This window comes from Micromonospora sp. WMMB482 (assembly GCF_019038635.1).
GTDB classification, from domain to species: Bacteria; Actinomycetota; Actinomycetes; order Mycobacteriales; family Micromonosporaceae; genus Micromonospora; species Micromonospora marina.
Genome location: NZ_JAHOPD010000020.1, coordinates 5,737,902 through 5,753,662 on the forward strand (window position 1 = coordinate 5,737,902; position 15,761 = coordinate 5,753,662).

A 15,761-nucleotide genomic window follows, 5' to 3' on the forward strand; every position below is an offset into this window, starting at 1 on the left:
GAATGACGGCTATCCCGGACGGCGGTGGTGCGCCGATCATTGCCCGGAGATAGATATGAGTCATTCTCACCTCCGGGCAGGACGCCCGGGCGCGGAGGCCGAGACGCCGTCAGCCGGGCGTACCGAACGGCCCTACTCCGCGTCCCCGGAGGATCGCCATGCCACGACCCGCCATCCGCGCCCGTCTCGCGGCGCTCACCGCCGCCGCCCTCACCGCGAGCGTCCTGACGGTCACTCCGCCGTCACCGGCGCTCGCCGCCACCACGTTCACCCCCGACGACTACTGCCTCGGCCAGTGCGCCGACATCCTGCCCCCCGGGCAGAACGGCAACGCCACACTCGTCGCCATCCTCGCCCACCAGGCGCTCGGCACCCGCCCGGCGCACTCCAGCGACCAGCTCGACGAGTACGCCAACCTGGTCTACAACTATGCCGGTCTGACCGACGAGCAGATCGCCCACTTCTACAACGACGCCTCGTTCGGCGTCCCCGACGCGCAGGTCGAGAGCAGGATCTCGCCGCGCTCGGACGTCACCATCGTGCGGGACAGGGCCACCGGTGTCCCGCACGTCACCGGCACCACCCGCGCCGGCACCATGTTCGGCGCCGGGTACGCCGGAGCCCAGGACCGGCTCTGGGTGATGGACCTGCTGCGGCACGCCGGACGCGGCACGCTCACCTCGTTCGCGGGCGGCGCGCCGGGCAACCGGGAGCTGGAGCAGAGCATCTGGGCCAACTCGCCGTACTCCGAGGCCGACCTCCAGGCCCAGGTGGACGCGCTGCGTCTCAAGGGCACCCGGGGCCAGCAGCTCTACACCGACGTCGTCGACTACATCGCCGGCATCAACGCCTACATCGACAAGTCGATCGCCGACGACAACTACCCCGGCGAGTACGTCCTCACCGGCGCCGGCAAGCCCAAGCACTTCACCATGACCGACCTGATCGCCACCGCCGGCGTCATCGGCGGGCTGTTCGGCGGAGGCGGCGGCAGCGAGATGCAGTCCGCGCTGGTCCGGGTCGCCGCCCGGGCCAAGTACGGCCCGACCGAGGGCGACCGGGTCTGGACGGCGTTCCGCTCGCAGAACGACCCGGAGACCGTGCTGACGCTGCACGACGGGCAGAGCTTCCCGTACGGCGCGACGCCACCCGGCGCCACCAGTGCGGTGCTGCCCGACGCCGGCACCGTGGTCGCCGAGCCGCTGGCGTACGACGCCACCGGCGGGGCCGCCGCCCGTACCGGCAGCAGCGCTGCCACCAAGGACCTGCTCGGCGGGCTGTCGAACCTGCGCGCGCACGGCATGTCGAACGCGGTCGTGGTCTCCGGCCGGCACACCACCAGCGGCAACCCGGTGGCCGTGTTCGGCCCGCAGACCGGCTACTTCGCGCCGCAACTGCTCATGCTCCAGGAACTCCAGGGGCCGGGGATCAGCGCCCGCGGCGCCGCGTTCGCCGGGCTGAACCTCTACGTGCTGCTCGGCCGCGGCCAGGACTACGCGTGGAGCGCCACCTCCGCCAACCAGGACCTGACCGACACGTACGCGGTGCCGCTGTGCACCACCGACGGCAGCGCGCCGACGCTGCGCTCCAACCGCTACCTGTACCGTGGCCAGTGCGTCGCCATGGAGGTGCTGGAGAAGCGCAACTCCTGGTCGCCGACGCTCGCCGACTCCACTCCGGCCGGCGCGTACACGCTGCGCTCGCTGCGCACCAAGTACGGGCTGGTGGCCTACCGGGGGCTGGTGAACGGGCAGCCCACCGCGTTCACCAAGCTGCGCTCCACCTACCGGCACGAGGCCGACTCGGCGATCGGCTTCCAGGCGTACAACGACCCGGCGGCGATGGGCAGCGCGGCGGCGTTCCAGGCGTCCGCGGCCGGCGTCGGGTACGCGTTCAACTGGTTCTACGTCAACTCGACCGAGGCGGCGTACTACAACTCCGGCTCCAACCCGGTCCGCCCGTCCGGGCTCGACCCGAACCTGCCGGCGAAGGCGGAGCCGGCGTACGAGTGGGCCGGCTGGAACCCGGACACCAACGACGCCACGTACGCCCCGGCGTCGGCCCACCCGCAGTCGGTCAACCAGGACTACTACGTCAGCTGGAACAACAAGCAGGCGCGCGACTTCAGCGCGGCCGACGGCAACTTCAGCTACGGCGCTGTGCACCGGGGCCAGCTGCTCGACGGCCCGGTGAAGGCCGCGATCGCCCAGCGCAAGGTCGGCCGCGCCGACATCGTCCGGATCACCGCCGAGGCGGCCGTGACCGACCTGCGCGGGCAGCAGGTACTCGGCGAACTGCTGCGGGTGCTCGACAGCACGCCGGTCACCGACCCGGCGCTCGCCGCCGCGGTGGCCAAGCTGCGGGCCTGGCAGCAGGCCGGGTCGCGGCGGGTGGAGACGTCGCCCGGCTCGAAGGTCTACCAGCACGCCGAGGCCATCCGGATCTTCGACGCCTGGTGGCCGCTGCTGGCCTCGGCGCAGTTCCGCCCCGGGCTCGGCCCCGACCTGTACGCCGCGCTCGTCGACGCGCTCGACGTCAACGAGGCGCCCTCGGGCGGCCAGAACGGCGCCCGCGACGGCACCGTGAGCTGGGCGTCGCAGGGGCAGGCGCACAAGGGCTCGTCGTTCCAGCACGGCTGGTGGGGCTACGTCGACAAGGATCTGCGGGCCGTGCTCGGCGACCCGGTGGCCGGCGGGCTCGGGCGCACGTACTGCGGCAACGGCAACCTGGGCGCGTGCCGGCAGGCGCTGCTCGACACGCTCGGCCAGGCCGCGACGGCGCCCGCGACCACCGTCTACCCGGGCGACTCGTCCTGCGGGGCCGGTGACCAGTGGTGCGCCGACTCGATCGCCCAGTCCGGGCTCGGCGGCATCACCCATCCGCTGATCGCCTGGCAGAACCGGCCCACCTACCAGCAGGTCGTCTCGTTCCCGGCACGCCGGGGCGACACCGTGACCAACCTGGCGCAGGGCCGTACCGCGACCGCGTCCAGCACCCAGTTCCTGACCAGCCTCACCCCGGCCAAGGCGGTCGACGGCAGTCTCGGCACCCGGTGGGCCAGCAGCTACAACAACAACCAGTGGCTGCGGGTGGACCTCGGTTCGGCCCGGACGATCAGCCGAGCGGTGCTGCGGTGGGAGGCCGCCTACGCCACCGGCTACCGGATCGAGGTCTCCGGTGACGGCAACTCCTGGCAGCCGGTGTTCAGCACCACCACCGGCAACGGCGGCGTCGACAACGTGACGTTCGCCCCGGTCAGCGCCCGCTACGTGCGGATGTACGGCGTCACCCGGGCCACCTCGTACGGCTTCTCGCTCTACGAGTTCGAGGTCTACGGACGGTGACCACAGGCGGCCGGCCGGCGGGATGCTCCCGCCGGCCGGTCGCCTGTCCGGGCAGGTCAGCCACGCTGATTAGAACACCTGTGCGATGATGGCGGGGTGTCGAGCGAGGCCACCATCCTGCACGCCGACCTGGACGCGTTCTACGCCTCGGTCGAGCAGCGCGACGACCCCCGGCTGCGCGGCCGGCCGGTGATCGTCGGCGGCGGAGTGGTGCTCTCGTGCAGCTACGAGGCCAAGGCCCGGGGCGTGCGCAGCGCGATGGGCGGCCGGCAGGCGCGGCGGCTCTGCCCGGACGCGCTGGTGGTGCCGCCCCGGATGGCCGCCTACACGGCCGCCAGCCGGGCGGTGTTCGAAATCTTCCGGCACACCACCCCGCTGGTCGAAGGGCTGAGCATCGACGAGGCGTTCCTCGACGTGGGCGGGCTGCGGCGGCTCGCCGGAGCGCCGCCCGGCGTCGCGGCCGCGCTGCGGGAGCGGGTACGCCGCGAGGTCGGACTGCCGATCACCGTCGGCGTGGCCCGGACGAAGTTCCTCGCGAAGGTCGCAAGCGGGGTGGCCAAGCCGGACGGGCTGCTGGTGGTGGAGCCGGAACGGGAACTGGCGTTCCTGCACCCGCTGCCCGTCGAACGGCTGTGGGGCGTCGGCCCGGTCACCGCCGCCCGGCTGCGCGAACGCGGCATCCGTACCGTCGGGCAGGTGGCCCGGCTCGACGAGCCGGCGCTGGTGTCGCTGCTCGGCGCGGGCGCCGGGCGGCACCTGCACGCCCTCGCGCACAACCGCGACCCCCGGGCGGTGCAGGCGGGCCGCCGCCGATCCTCGATGGGCGCACAGCACGCGCTGGGGCGCGGGCCGCACTCCCCCGCCGACCTGGACGCGGTGCTGGCCGGGCTGGTCGACCGGGTCACCGGGCGGATGCGCGCCGCCCGGCGCACCGGCCGCACGGTGACGCTGCGGCTGCGCTTCGCCGACTACACCCGGGCCACCCGGTCGCACACGCTCGACGAGCCGACCGCGCAGACCGGGCCGCTGCGGGCCGCCGCCCGGGACCTGCTGCGCGCCGCGCTGCCGCAGATCGCGGACCGGGGCGTCACGCTGCTCGGCGTGTCGGTGGGCAACCTCGGCAGCGGGCACACCCAGCTCGCCCTGCCGTTCACCGCCGAACCCGGCCCGGCGCTGGACGCCGCCGTCGACGCGGTACGGGACCGCTTCGGCTCGCGGGCGCTGACGCGCGGCGTGCTGCTCGGCCGCGACCCGGGCGTCGAGATGCCCCGGCTGCCGGACTGACCGGCCGGCCTCCTCCCCCGGTAGGAGACGACCTCCGACCCGCGGCCACGGGTGCGGCCTGCGGGCGGGCGCGACCGGTCCGGCCCGTCGCGAGCATCTACAGGCATGACTACCCTGCGGAACCGGGCGGCCGGATGGCACCGCCCCCTGATGCTCCTCGTGTCCGCGATGGCGGTGCTCACCGTCGTCGCCGCGGTCGGCGCCGTGGCCGACCCGCGCGTGCTCACCGGCGCGCCCATCTGGCTCAAGCCGCTGAAGTTCGCGATCTCGTTCGTCCTCTACGGCGTCACGCTGGCCTGGATGCTGTCCCTGCTGCCCCGCCGCAGCCGGGCGGCCGAGCGGGCGGCCACCGTGATCGTGGCCGTGTCCGTGGTGGAGATGGCCGTCATCGTGGGTCAGGTGCTCCGCGGCACCACCAGCCACTTCAACGGCACCACCACGCTGGACGCGAGGCTGTTCGACGTCATGGGCGTGGCGATCACCGTGCTGTTCGCGGCCCAGTTCGTGCTGGCGGTCGTGCTGGCCCGCCGGTCGCTTCCGGACCGGGCCGGCGGATACGCGGTGCGGCTCGGTCTCGCCGTGTCCCTGCTCGGCATGCTCGTCGCGTTCCCGATGGTGGCGCAGCGCCCGGCCGGCGCACCCGCCGGGATCAGCGGCGCGCACAGCGTCGGCGTGCCCGACGGCGGCCCGGGGCTGCCGCTGCTCGGCTGGAGCACCACCGGCGGCGACCTGCGCGTCGGGCACTTCGTCGGGATGCACGCGTTGCAGGCGCTGCCGTTGCTGGCGATCCTGCTCGACCGGTTCCTCGGCGCACGCCTGGACGAGCTGACCCGGGCCCGGCTGGTGGTCGTCGGCGGGGTCGCGTACGCCGGACTGACGCTGCTGGTGACCGGGCAGGCGCTGCGCGGGCAGCCGCTGCTCGCGCCGGACGCGCTCACGCTCGCCGCCGCGGGGGTGCTGGTGGTGGCCACCGCGGCGGCCACCACGCTGGTGCTGGCCCGCCGGGCCCGGCGTACCGGTGTGGTGCTGGTCGGATGAGCGCCATGGGCCTCGGCCGGCTCGGCCCGGCGGTCCATACCGGACCGCCGGTCGGGTGGCGGCGGCCGGTGAACACGGTGGCCCCCGGTCGCAGCGGTTGCCTAGGCTGACGCGGTGAGGTGGGTCGGCCGGCTGTTCGACGCGCGCGACACATTCGCGCGGATCCTGCTGCTGGACCTCAGCGGCATCGGCTACCTGGTCTTCGGCGCGCACGGCGGCCCGGCCGCCACCGGCGCGCAGTGGGCGCTGGCGGTCCCGGCGTTCCTGCTGGCGCTGCTGTGCCACCGCCGGCCGCTGGTGAACCTGCTGCTCCAGTCGTCCCTGCTGGTCGCCGCGCTCGTCCTGGTCGACGACGAGACGATCAACCAGGTCGGTGCGAGCTGGGCGCTGCTGGAGCTGACCATGCGGGCCACCCGGCCCCGCACGATCTGGCTGGGCGCCGGGCTGCTCGCCGCCGTCGACCTGACCGGCCTGATCGGGCTACCGGTCCGTACCGCGCTCACCGGCCTGTTCGGGCTGGCCGTCACCGTCGGCCTGCCGCTGCTGCTCGGGCTGGTCGTGCGGACCACCCGGGAACTGGGGCGGCAGGCCCAGGAGCGGGCCGAGGCGGAACGGCGCCGGCACGAGTCGGAGAACCGGGCGGCCCGTGCCGACGAGCGCGGCGCCATCGCCCGGGAACTGCACGACGTGCTCGCGCACCACGTCGCGTCGATGGTGCTGCGGGTCGGCGTGGCCCGGCACGTCCTGCCGGACCTGGATCCCCGGGTCGGCGAGGTGTTCGACGACGTGCACGCCACCGGCACGGCCGCGCTGACCGACCTGCGGCGGCTGGTGGCGGTGCTACGCGACCCGGACGGCGTACGCGGCGACGCCGCCCTGACCGCGATCGATCCGTCGGCGCTGCCGGCTGCGCTCGGCGCGGCGGTCGACCGGGCCCGGCAGGCGGGCGTCGTGGTGGAGGCCGACATCGACCCCGCGGTCGGCACGCTCGACGCGGTACGCGGCCAGGCGGTGCTGCGACTGACCCAGGAGGCGTTGACGAACGTGGCGAAACACGCGGGCGCGGCGGCCCGGGCGCGGCTGACCGTGTCGGTCGAGGACGGCGCGGTGCACTGGGCGGTGACCGACGACGGGCGGGGCGCCGCGCCGGCCGGGGTGCCCTCCGGCGGCGGGCACGGCATCGTCGGGATGCGGGAACGGGTCGAGGTGCTCGGCGGGCGGCTGGAGGCCGGGCCCACCGGGTCCGGCTGGCGGGTCCGGACCGTGCTGCCCGCGGCCGGGCCCGCCCGCCACACGCCCCGGCCCCGCGCCGGTACGCCGGAGCCGACGTGATCCGGGTGCTGCTGGTCGACGACCAGCACCTCATCCGGGCCGGTCTGCGGATGCTCTGCGACGCCCAGCCCGACCTCGAGGTCGTCGGCGAGGCCGACAACGGCCGGGACGCGGTCGCCCTCGCAGCCCGGCTACGCCCCGACGTGGTGGTGATGGACCTGCGGATGCCCGGCGTCGACGGGATCACCGCGACCAGCCGGATCCTCGCCGACCGGCCGGCCACCCGGATCATGGTGCTCACCACGTTCGGCGACGACGACCACCTCTATCCCGCGCTGACCGCGGGCGCCTGCGGGTTCCTGCTCAAGGACGCGCCACCGGCCGACCTGCTCGACGGCGTCCGTCGTGCCGCCGCCGGGGACAGCCCGTTCAGTCCGGACGTCCTGCGCCGGCTGGTCGAACGCGCGGTGCACGCCCGCGCCGGCGCGCCACGGCGTACGGCCGACCTGACCGCCCGCGAGCGGGACGTGCTGGACCTGGTCGCCGACGGGCTGTCGAACACCGAGATCGCCGACCGCCTGCACATCGGGGTGACCACTGTGAAGACGCACATCACCAGCCTGATGACCAAGACCGGCAGCGCCAACCGGGTACGCCTGGCACTGTGGGCGCGCGGCGGCTGACCGGGTCACTCCTCGATCGCGCCGCCCACCGCCCGCAGGTGCGCCCGGAACGTCAGCGCCGGATCCGCCTCCCGGGCCGCCAGGTACGCGCCGAACCCGACCTGCGCGCGCAGCGACTCCCCGGCCCGGATCCGGCCGGCCTGCCGCCGCTCGGTGTCCCGGATCGACTCGGCCAGGTCGAACAGCTCCCCGGCCCGGTCGGCGGGCACGAACAGCACGCCGTCGTCGTCGGCCAGCGCCAGATCCCGCGGGCCGACGGTGAGTGGTCCGACCCGGGCGTGCTCCAGCGCCCCGGCCGGGCGCGGGTCCAGTTCCAGCGGCCCGCTCGGAGTGGCGCCGAGGCTGAACACGGGCAGCCCGACCGCGACCAGGTCGGCGGTGTCGCGGTGCGCGCCCCACACCACCAGTCCGGCCAGGCCGGCGGCCCGCGCCTCCAGCACCACCAGGTCGCCGACGCAGGCCCGGTCGGTGCGCCCGCCGTCGTCGACGACGAGCACGTCCCCCTCGGTGGCCCGCTCGATCGCCTCCAGGAAGACGTCCACGCTGCCGGCGTGCCGGGCCGGACGGACCCGGCCGGCCAGGCGCCGCCCGGGCAGCACCGGGACGACGGCGGCTGGGGCGCAGCGGACGGGGACGCCGGCGCGCAGGCAGGCGTCGGCGACGTGGGCGGTGGTCAGCGCGGCGAAACGCGCGGCCGGCGCGTCCTGGCGGATGTCCATGCGCCGACGCTAACCAGCCGGCCCGGCCCGGGCAGGTGCCAGTTGACGCCCGGTGGCCTGCGGCGAGCCGCCGGGCCGGACGGCGGCGGGCGGCCGGGCCGGGTCAGGCGACGCGGGTCGGCGGGCGGAACATGCCCCGCGCGCCCTGCCCGGCGGTGCGGCGCGGGACCGGCCGGCTCATCCGGGCCCGGACCGGTGGGCGCGCCTCCGCCTCCCCCGCCCCGGCGGCCCGGCGCACGGTGCTGTTGGCGTCCTCGGGCCGGCAGCCGGTGGCCCGCAGCAGCTCACTCTGCCCGGTCCGCAGGTCGCTGATCATCGCCTCGCCGAAGGCGCGCACCCCCTGCGACCACGCGCGCCCGGCCAGCTCGGCGCTCTGCCGGACCAGCTCCCGGGTGCGGCCCAGGTCCTCCCCGGACTTGCAGGCCCGCTTCAGCTCCCGCACCGCGTCCCCGAGGCGGGTCACCGCGTCGGGCAGCGCGGGCGGAATCGGCTCGTCGTACTGCAACGCGGTGGCGGAGCGACGGGCGATCGAGCGGGCGTACAGGACCAGCCGTTCGAGGTGCTGCGTCGCGTCGGCGTACCTGTGGAACCGGGCCCGGCGGTGCCAGCGGGCCGGCGCGATCGTGACCACCTCCTCGGCCCCGCTGAGCGCGTCGTTGAGCCGCCCGATGTCCGGTTCGAGCCCGCGCAGATCCTCCAGGGCGCGCTGGGCCGCGTCGGCGTCCCGCCGGGTCAGCGCACGGGCGACGGCGTCGAGCTGCTCGGTGAGCCGGGCGACCACCGGTGCCACCGCCCGGTCCAGCACGCGGATCGGGTTGATCGGCAGCAGCAGCGCCACCACGAACAGACCGACCAGGCCGCCGACCAGCGCGTCGAAGATGCGGGGCAGCTCCAGGCCGGGCTGCACCGGCGCGAGCGTGGCGATCAGCACCGCCGTACCGCCGGCCTGGCCGACGAGCGCGCCGCCGCGCCCGGCCACCAGCAACGCGGTGGCGATGGCGAGCGTCACCACCAGGCCGGTCTGCCAGGATCCGCTGCCGAGCAGCGCGCGCAGCAGGTCACCGACCACGATGCCCAGGCCGACGCCGACGAGCAGCTCGAACGTGCGGCGCGCGCGCTGGCCGATGGCGGTGGCGATGGTGCCGACCGCGGCGGCGGGGGCGAAGACGTGTGCGCCGGAGCCGAGCAGCTCGTCGGCGAGCAGTGCGGCGAGCGCCGCGGCCAGCCCCGCCTGCGCGGAGATCACCACGGTGATCTCCAGTTGGCGCAGCCGGTTCCGGCCGGCCGCGCCGCCCTCGGCGCGGGCCCGGGAGAGCGCGAGACCGCCCCGCTCGGCCGCCCGGTCCAGGGGCGAGCGGACGGTGTCGGCGCGACGGTCGGTCATGACGGCGGTTACCCGGCTCCGGGCCGATGAATCGTGCCCCGCGCCGTGCCGGGTCGGCGGCGCCTCGGGCTCGCGGCCCGTTTGCGGAGGTCGAGCGTGGGAATCCCGCAATCCCGGCGGAGGAAGGCGGCGAGATGGACCAGGATCAGTTCATCGACGCGGTGGCCCAGCGGTGCGGCGCGTCCGTGGAGCAGGCCACCGCGATCACCCGGGCGACGTTGACCACGCTGGCCGAGCGGATCGACGGCGGGGAGGCGCGCGACCTCGCCGACCGGCTGCCGGAGGCGCTGCGGGCGTACGCGTTCGGCCCGGCCGAGGACGCCGAGCCGTTCGGGCTCGACGTGTTCGTGGAGCGGGTGAGCGGACGCGCCGACGTCGACGTGGACGCCGCCCGGGACGGGATCACGGCCGTGTTCGACGTGCTGCGCGACGCGGTCGACCCGGCCGCCTACGCCCAGGTCGTCGGTCAGCTCCCGGCCGAGTACGGCGACGTGGCCGACCAGATCGCGCCGTACGTGCGGCGCACGGCGTGACGGGGACGCGATGAGCGAGGACGCGCTGCGCCGCCCGCCCGAGGCCGACGCGCAGGAGCAGCGGCAGGACGAGACGCTCGTCGGGCCGCCCGAGACGGTCGGCACGGCGGTGCCCGAGGCGAGCGAGGCGGACCTGGCCGAGCAGGGCGTGCTGCGCCCGCCGAGCGACCGGGCGGGCCTGGGCGAGTCGGTGCGTGACGACCTGACCGCCGCCGACGCGGTGGAGCAGAACACGGAGATCCCGCTGCCCGACGAGGAGCACTGGGCCTGACCGGTCAGTGATCCGGGCTGCCGGCGGGGGCCATCAGCCGCAACGCGTTCGGGTCCAGGCCGATGCGGACCGGCGTCCGCCCGTACGGCTCGCCGTCGACCTCGATGCGGGCCGACCGGTCGGTGTCCAGCCACAGCTGGCGTACCGCCAGGAACGGCTCGTCGCCGAGGGTGCGGCGGTGGCCGGCCGCCGCGTTGCGCGCCGTCTCGCGCAGCAGCCCGCGCCGGGTCGGCCCACCCACCGGGTACGCGACCAGCAGCCGGTCGTCGGCGGTGGCGTCGGCGGTGATGGGCCGGCCGGCGTGGAAGCCGCCGTTGGCCACGTACACCTGATGCGTGGTGAACGTGTGCTCGCGGCCCTCGGCGCGGACCGTGACGGCCAGCGGCCGGTGCCGGGCCAGCAGCCCCAGCCCGGTCAGCGGGTACGCGAGCCGCCCGACGACCCGCTTCAGCCCGGGCGGCGCGGCCTGCATGATGTCGGCGGACAGGCCGACCCCGACGTGGTTGGTGAACCGGGTGTCGCCGATCAGGCCCAGGTCGACGTCGATCACCTTGCCGCCGGTGAGCACCGCGATCGCGGCGTCCAGGTCGAGCGGGACGCCGACGGTGCGGGCGAAGTTGTTGGTGGTGCCCAGCGGCAGCAGGCCCATCGCGACGTCCCGGTGGGCGAGCAGCCGGGCGGCGGCGCCGACGGTGCCGTCGCCGCCGCCGGTGACCAGCAGGTCCGGCCCCAGGTCGGCGGCCTCGGCGAGCACCCGGTCCAGCTCGCCGGGCCGGTCCACCGGGTACGCGCCGAGCAGCGCGAAACCGGCCGCGCGCAGGCGCGCGTGGACGGTGTCGTAGAGCCGCCGGCCGCGGCGGGAGTGGGCGTTCACCACGAGCACCGCCCGCCGTCGTTCCCGGATCGCCGTCGACAGCTCCTGCTTGGTCCGCACGGATGCGACCCTATCCGGCGGCACCCGGCGGGACCGGGCCGCCGCCTCGGCCGCGGTGCGGTTCGGTGATCGACCGCACCGCCGACCTGGTTGGCGCACGCCCAGTCACCACTGTGGAGCGGCTCACGATCCGCGCCGGGCGGCCGGACGCCGTCCAGCCGAAGCCCGTTGGGGCGGACCCGTCCGTACGCAAGGTCACCACATAGGGAAACTCCCGATTACGGGAGGTGACGACGCGCCTAGCGTCGACCGCATGGCATCTGACGCGCTCACACCGTCCCGGAGCGGCCGCGCCCGGCTGGCGCTGCCCCTGCTGCTGCTCGCCCTGCTCGCCCCGGCCGGGTGCGACGGCGGCGACGCAGGTCCGCCGGACTCCGCACCGGCCGATGTCGCCGAGGACGGGGACGCGGGCCCCGGCGCGCTCGCCGCGGTCCGCCCGCCCTGCCCGTTCACCGCCGCTCAGGTGTCGGAGATCGTCGGGCAGAGCATGCGTGACGACGGGAACTGCGCGTTCGGCGACGGCAAGGGAGTGGCCAGCCTGACCGTCACCACCGCGTCGGCCCAGGCCGGCGCGACGACCTACGACTACCAGCACGACCAGGCCGGCAAGCAGTACGAGAAGGTCGTCGACCTGGACCGGGGCGAGCGAAGCTACCTCGCGGTCAAGGACATCGGCGGCGAGGCGGTGCTGATCGACGGCAAGGGCACGTACACGGTCACCATCAGCAGCTTCGGCGGCGGCACCGCGGGCAACGAGCAGATCCTGCGCCGTACGCTCGACGCGATCCCGGACTGAGCGGGGGCAGGCATGCGAACCCGTGGACTGATCGCGCTCACGCTGGCCGCGACCCTGCTCACCGCCTCGGCCGGCTGCGGCGGCGACGAACCGCCGGCCACCGGTGGCACCCCCCCGGGTGCAGGCGCGCCGGTAGCGGAGCCGACCGGGGAGGCGCCGGCGGAGCCGAGCACCGAACCGGCGGACGACGCCGCCGCCCCGCAGGCGTGCGCGCTGGTGTCGAAGGCCGACGCGGAACGCCTCGCCGGCACCCCGCTGCAGGAACCGGTGGTGGGCGGGCAGTCGTGCACCTACACCGGACCGGTGAGCGGGCCGACCGCTCAGGTCGAGGTGTTCGTGGGCGACGGCGCCAAGAAGTACCTCGACATCGAACGGCAGCTCGGGCACGAGATCCGTGAGCTGGCCGGGACGGCCGACGAGGCACTGCTCACCGCGGAGGCGTTCTTCCTGCGCAAGGGCGAGCTGTGGGTGGCGGTGCGGCTGGTGCGGCTCAACGACCCGCAGGAGAACCGGGCGCCGCTGGAACGGCTCGCCCGTACCGTCGCCGGCCGGATGTGAGGCGGCCGGTGCGCGGCCGGCCGGGTCATGCTCCTCACCGGACGCGGCCTGGGACGAGTGCTCGACCTGGCCGTGGACGGCGGCGAACCGCCGCCGTCCACCGCGATCAGGAGGTGATCGCCGTCTCGATATGCGGACAGCTTCCGGGCTAGGCCGCGCCGACGCTGGGTTCGCGGGCGCGGCTGTGCCACCATCCCGCCATGGAAGCCGCACTGGTCGGCCGCGACGCGGTCGTCGAGCGGGTGTGGCGCGCCCTTACCTCCGGTACGCCGGTGCTGCTCGACGGTCCGAGCGGCATCGGCAAGACCGCGCTCTGGCGGGCAGTGGTCGCCCACGCCGGGCGGACCGGCTGGCGGGTGCTGTCCGCCGCGCCCACCGAGGCCGAGACCGCGCTGCCGTATGCGGCACTGGCCGACGTGCTCCGCCCGCTGGCCGACGCGCTACCGGGGCTGCCCGCGCCGCAACGGGTCGCCGCCGACATGGTGCTGCTGACCGGCGAGCACGACGGCGCGGTGGACGAGCGGGCGGTGGGCGCGGCCACCCGTACGCTGCTCGACGCGGCGGTCACCGACGCGCCCCGGGTGCTGCTCGCGGTCGACGATCCGCAGTGGCTGGACCCGCCGAGCGCCCGGGCGCTGCGGTTCGCGCTGCGCCGGCTGACCCGGTGGCCCGCCGTCCTGGCCACCCACCGCACCGGGGACAGCCCTCCGGTGCCGGTGCCGCTGGGGCTCGACGACGACCCGGCCGGGCGGCCTGCGCTGCTGCGCGCCGGCGTACCCCCGCTCACCCCGCCCGACCTGCACCGCGTCCTCGCCGCCCGGCTCGGCGGCACGCTCAGCCGTCCGCTCACCGACCGGCTGGCCCGCGACGCCGACGGCAACCCGCTGCTGGCGATCGAACTGGCCCGGGCGGTGCTGCGGCTGCCGCGCCCGCCCGCGCACGACGAGGACCTGCCCGTACCGTCGTCGCTGCGCCTGCTGCTCGCGGAGACGCTGCGGGCGCTGCCCGGCCCGAGCCGGGACGCGGTGCGGCTGGCCGCGCTGCTGACCGTGCCGACGCTGCGGGACCTGGCGGCGGCGGACGTGCCGGCCGGAGCGCTGGACGCGGCCGAGGACGCCGGGCTGGTCGTGGTCACGCCGAGCCGGATCGACTTCGCGCACCCCCGGTACGCGGCGGCGGTGCGCGAGAGCATCCCGCCGGGGGCCCGGCGGCGGCTGCACGCGCTGCTCGCCGGCGCGGTCGCCGACCCGGACGAGCGGGCCCGGCACCTGTCCCGGTGCACTGTCACACCGGACGCCGCCGTCGCCGCGGACCTGGCCGCCGCGGCGGCCCGGCAGCGGATGCGCGGCGCATCGGCGCTCGCCGCCGACTGGTACGCCCGGGCGGCCGAGCTGACCCCGCCGTCGTCGGCCGCCGACCGGAACCGGCGCCGCCTCGACGCGGTGCAGTGCCGCATCGACAGCGGCGACTACGCGGCGGCCGGGCGGGCCGCCGAGGCGGCGGCCGGTGAGCTGACCGGCGCCGAGCGGGGCGAGGCGCTGCTGTTGCGCGCGCTCGTCGCGTGGTGCGCCGACGACCTGGTCACCGCCGTCCGGATCGCCGAGCAGGCGCTCGCCGCCGCCGGGCCGGACGGCGACCTGGCCGGGCGGATCCACACCCACCTGACCATGTTCCACGACCAGCCGGAGCCGGCCCGCCGGCACGCGCGCGCCGCGATCGCCCGCCTGTCCGGCCGCGACGAGCACCGCCCGCTGCTGACCGCCGCGCTGCTGCTGCTGTTCTTCAACGAGGTACGCGCCGGCGGCCCGGCGCCCACGGAACTGCTGGACCGGGCGCTTGCGCTGGAGGACGGCGAGCCGTCCTTCCTGGCCGGTTCGGTGCCGGCGATCTGGTGGAAGTCGGTCGACGACCACGACCGGGCGCGGGCCCGGCTGCACCTGATGCTGGACCTGGCGGTGGCGCGGGGCGACGACCCGCTGCGGCACGAGGTGCTGACCCATCTCGGCGAGACGGAACTGCTGGCGGGGCGCTTCGCCGAGGCCGGTTCGCACATCGCCGCCGCCCGTGACCTGGGTGAGCAGCTGGGCACCGGGCTGGTGGGCGAGAGCTGGCTGGGTGGTGTGCTCGACGCGCACCGGGGCCGGCTGGCGCAGGCCGGTGCCGCCGCCGCCGGGCTGCGCCGCGACGACGACCTCGCCGACGCGTGGAGCCGGCGACTGCACCACCAGCTCACCGGGCTGGTGGCGCTGGCGTCCGGGGAGTGGGCCACCGCCGCGACGGCGTTCGGCGCGCTCGCCGCCGACCTGGACGGGTCGGGCATCGCCGAGCCACTGGGGCAGCGTTTCGAGCCGGACTGGATCGAGGCGTGTGTGGGCGCCGGTGACCTGGACACTGCGCACACCGCGCTGGACCGACTGGCCCGGCGCCACAGCCGGCTGCCACGACCGTGGACGACGCTCGGGCTGGCCCGCAGCCGGGTTCTGCTGGCCGGCGCGACCGGTGCGGATCCGAGCGCGGCGCTGGACGCGCTGACGCAGGCCCGGGCCGCGGTGCCGGAGGCGGTGCTGCCGCTGGACCGGGCCCGCTGCCTGCTCGCCGCCGGCCGTGCGTACCGGCGGGTGCGGCGACGCCGGGAGGCGCGGGCGGCGCTCGAAGCGGCGATGGCCGAGTTCGACGCACTCGGCGCGTCCGCGTTCGCCGACCGGGCGCGGGCGGAGCTGGGCCGTATCGGCGCCCGCACCCCGGCACCGACGACGCTCACCGCGACCGAGGAGCGGGTCGCCCGGCTCGCCGCCCGGGGCCAGACCAACCGGCTCATCGCCGACGCGCTCTACATCAGCCCGAAGACGGTGGAGGCCAACCTGGCCCGGGTGTACCGCAAGCTCGGCATCGCCAGCCGCGCCGAGCTGGGCGCGGCGATGGGCCGGCCGCCCGGCGACTGAGCG

General features: G+C 75.9%; 13 protein-coding genes. 10 read left to right on the forward strand and 3 right to left on the reverse strand.

Annotated features, from left to right (window positions below; translation table 11 throughout):
- Window positions 1–158 precede the first annotated feature (158 nt).
- The 5 genes from KSK32_RS28050 to KSK32_RS28070 all read left to right on the forward strand — a co-directional run bounded on the left by KSK32_RS28050 (window position 159) and on the right by KSK32_RS28070 (window position 7,621).
- The gene (locus KSK32_RS28050) at window positions 159–3,344 is read left to right on the forward strand and encodes a penicillin acylase family protein (protein ID WP_216934133.1); all 3,186 of its coding nucleotides are present in this window, start codon (window positions 159–161) and stop codon (window positions 3,342–3,344) included.
- Window positions 3,345–3,440: 96 nt separating this feature from the next.
- Window positions 3,441–4,628, forward strand: a complete 1,188-nt coding sequence (dinB, locus tag KSK32_RS28055; protein ID WP_216934140.1) for a DNA polymerase IV — start codon at window positions 3,441–3,443, stop codon at window positions 4,626–4,628.
- 105 nt (window positions 4,629–4,733) lie between these two features.
- Window positions 4,734–5,666, forward strand: coding sequence for a hypothetical protein (locus KSK32_RS28060; protein WP_216934143.1), 933 nt, complete (start codon window positions 4,734–4,736; stop codon window positions 5,664–5,666).
- Between the two features lie 114 nt (window positions 5,667–5,780).
- The gene (locus KSK32_RS28065) at window positions 5,781–6,998 is read left to right on the forward strand and encodes a sensor histidine kinase (RefSeq protein WP_216934145.1); all 1,218 of its coding nucleotides are present in this window, start codon (window positions 5,781–5,783) and stop codon (window positions 6,996–6,998) included.
- On the forward strand, window positions 6,995–7,621 hold the full coding sequence (locus tag KSK32_RS28070) for a response regulator transcription factor (protein WP_216934147.1): 627 nt from the start codon (window positions 6,995–6,997) through the stop codon (window positions 7,619–7,621). Before KSK32_RS28065 ends, KSK32_RS28070 begins: the two co-directional genes overlap by 4 nt.
- Before the next feature lie 5 nt (window positions 7,622–7,626).
- Here the strand turns inward: KSK32_RS28070 and KSK32_RS28075 are convergent, their stop codons facing one another.
- Together KSK32_RS28075 and KSK32_RS28080 are read right to left on the reverse strand one after the other, a co-directional pair.
- Window positions 7,627–8,340: an RraA family protein gene (locus KSK32_RS28075; protein ID WP_216934148.1), complete on the reverse strand. Its 714-nt coding sequence runs from the start codon at window positions 8,338–8,340 to the stop codon at window positions 7,627–7,629.
- A 103-nt stretch (window positions 8,341–8,443) separates the two neighbouring features.
- Window positions 8,444–9,724, reverse strand: coding sequence for an aromatic acid exporter family protein (locus KSK32_RS28080; RefSeq protein ID WP_254187214.1), 1,281 nt, complete (start codon window positions 9,722–9,724; stop codon window positions 8,444–8,446).
- Window positions 9,725–9,858: 134 nt separating this feature from the next.
- Here KSK32_RS28080 and KSK32_RS28085 point away from each other — a divergent pair, with 134 nt between their 5' ends.
- Window positions 9,859–10,257: a DUF2267 domain-containing protein gene (locus KSK32_RS28085; protein WP_216934150.1), complete on the forward strand. Its 399-nt coding sequence runs from the start codon at window positions 9,859–9,861 to the stop codon at window positions 10,255–10,257.
- Window positions 10,258–10,267: 10 nt separating this feature from the next.
- Window positions 10,268–10,528, forward strand: coding sequence for a hypothetical protein (locus tag KSK32_RS28090; protein ID WP_216934152.1), 261 nt, complete (start codon window positions 10,268–10,270; stop codon window positions 10,526–10,528).
- Window positions 10,529–10,532: 4 nt separating this feature from the next.
- Here KSK32_RS28090 and KSK32_RS28095 read toward each other — a convergent pair whose 3' ends face one another.
- Window positions 10,533–11,462: a diacylglycerol kinase family protein gene (locus KSK32_RS28095; RefSeq protein WP_216934154.1), complete on the reverse strand. Its 930-nt coding sequence runs from the start codon at window positions 11,460–11,462 to the stop codon at window positions 10,533–10,535.
- A gap of 253 nt (window positions 11,463–11,715) precedes the next feature.
- Between KSK32_RS28095 and KSK32_RS28100 the strand changes: the two genes are divergently transcribed.
- The 3 genes from KSK32_RS28100 (at window position 11,716) to KSK32_RS28110 (ending at window position 15,758) form a co-directional block, all read left to right on the forward strand.
- Window positions 11,716–12,258, forward strand: a complete 543-nt coding sequence (locus KSK32_RS28100) for a hypothetical protein (RefSeq protein WP_216934156.1) — start codon at window positions 11,716–11,718, stop codon at window positions 12,256–12,258.
- 12 nt (window positions 12,259–12,270) lie between these two features.
- Window positions 12,271–12,816 carry a hypothetical protein gene (locus KSK32_RS28105; RefSeq protein WP_216934158.1) on the forward strand — a complete coding sequence of 182 codons (546 nt, stop codon included), beginning with the start codon at window positions 12,271–12,273 and terminating at the stop codon, window positions 12,814–12,816.
- Window positions 12,817–13,016: 200 nt separating this feature from the next.
- Window positions 13,017–15,758, forward strand: coding sequence for an AAA family ATPase (locus KSK32_RS28110; RefSeq protein ID WP_216934160.1), 2,742 nt, complete (start codon window positions 13,017–13,019; stop codon window positions 15,756–15,758).
- Window positions 15,759–15,761: the final 3 nt, after the last annotated feature.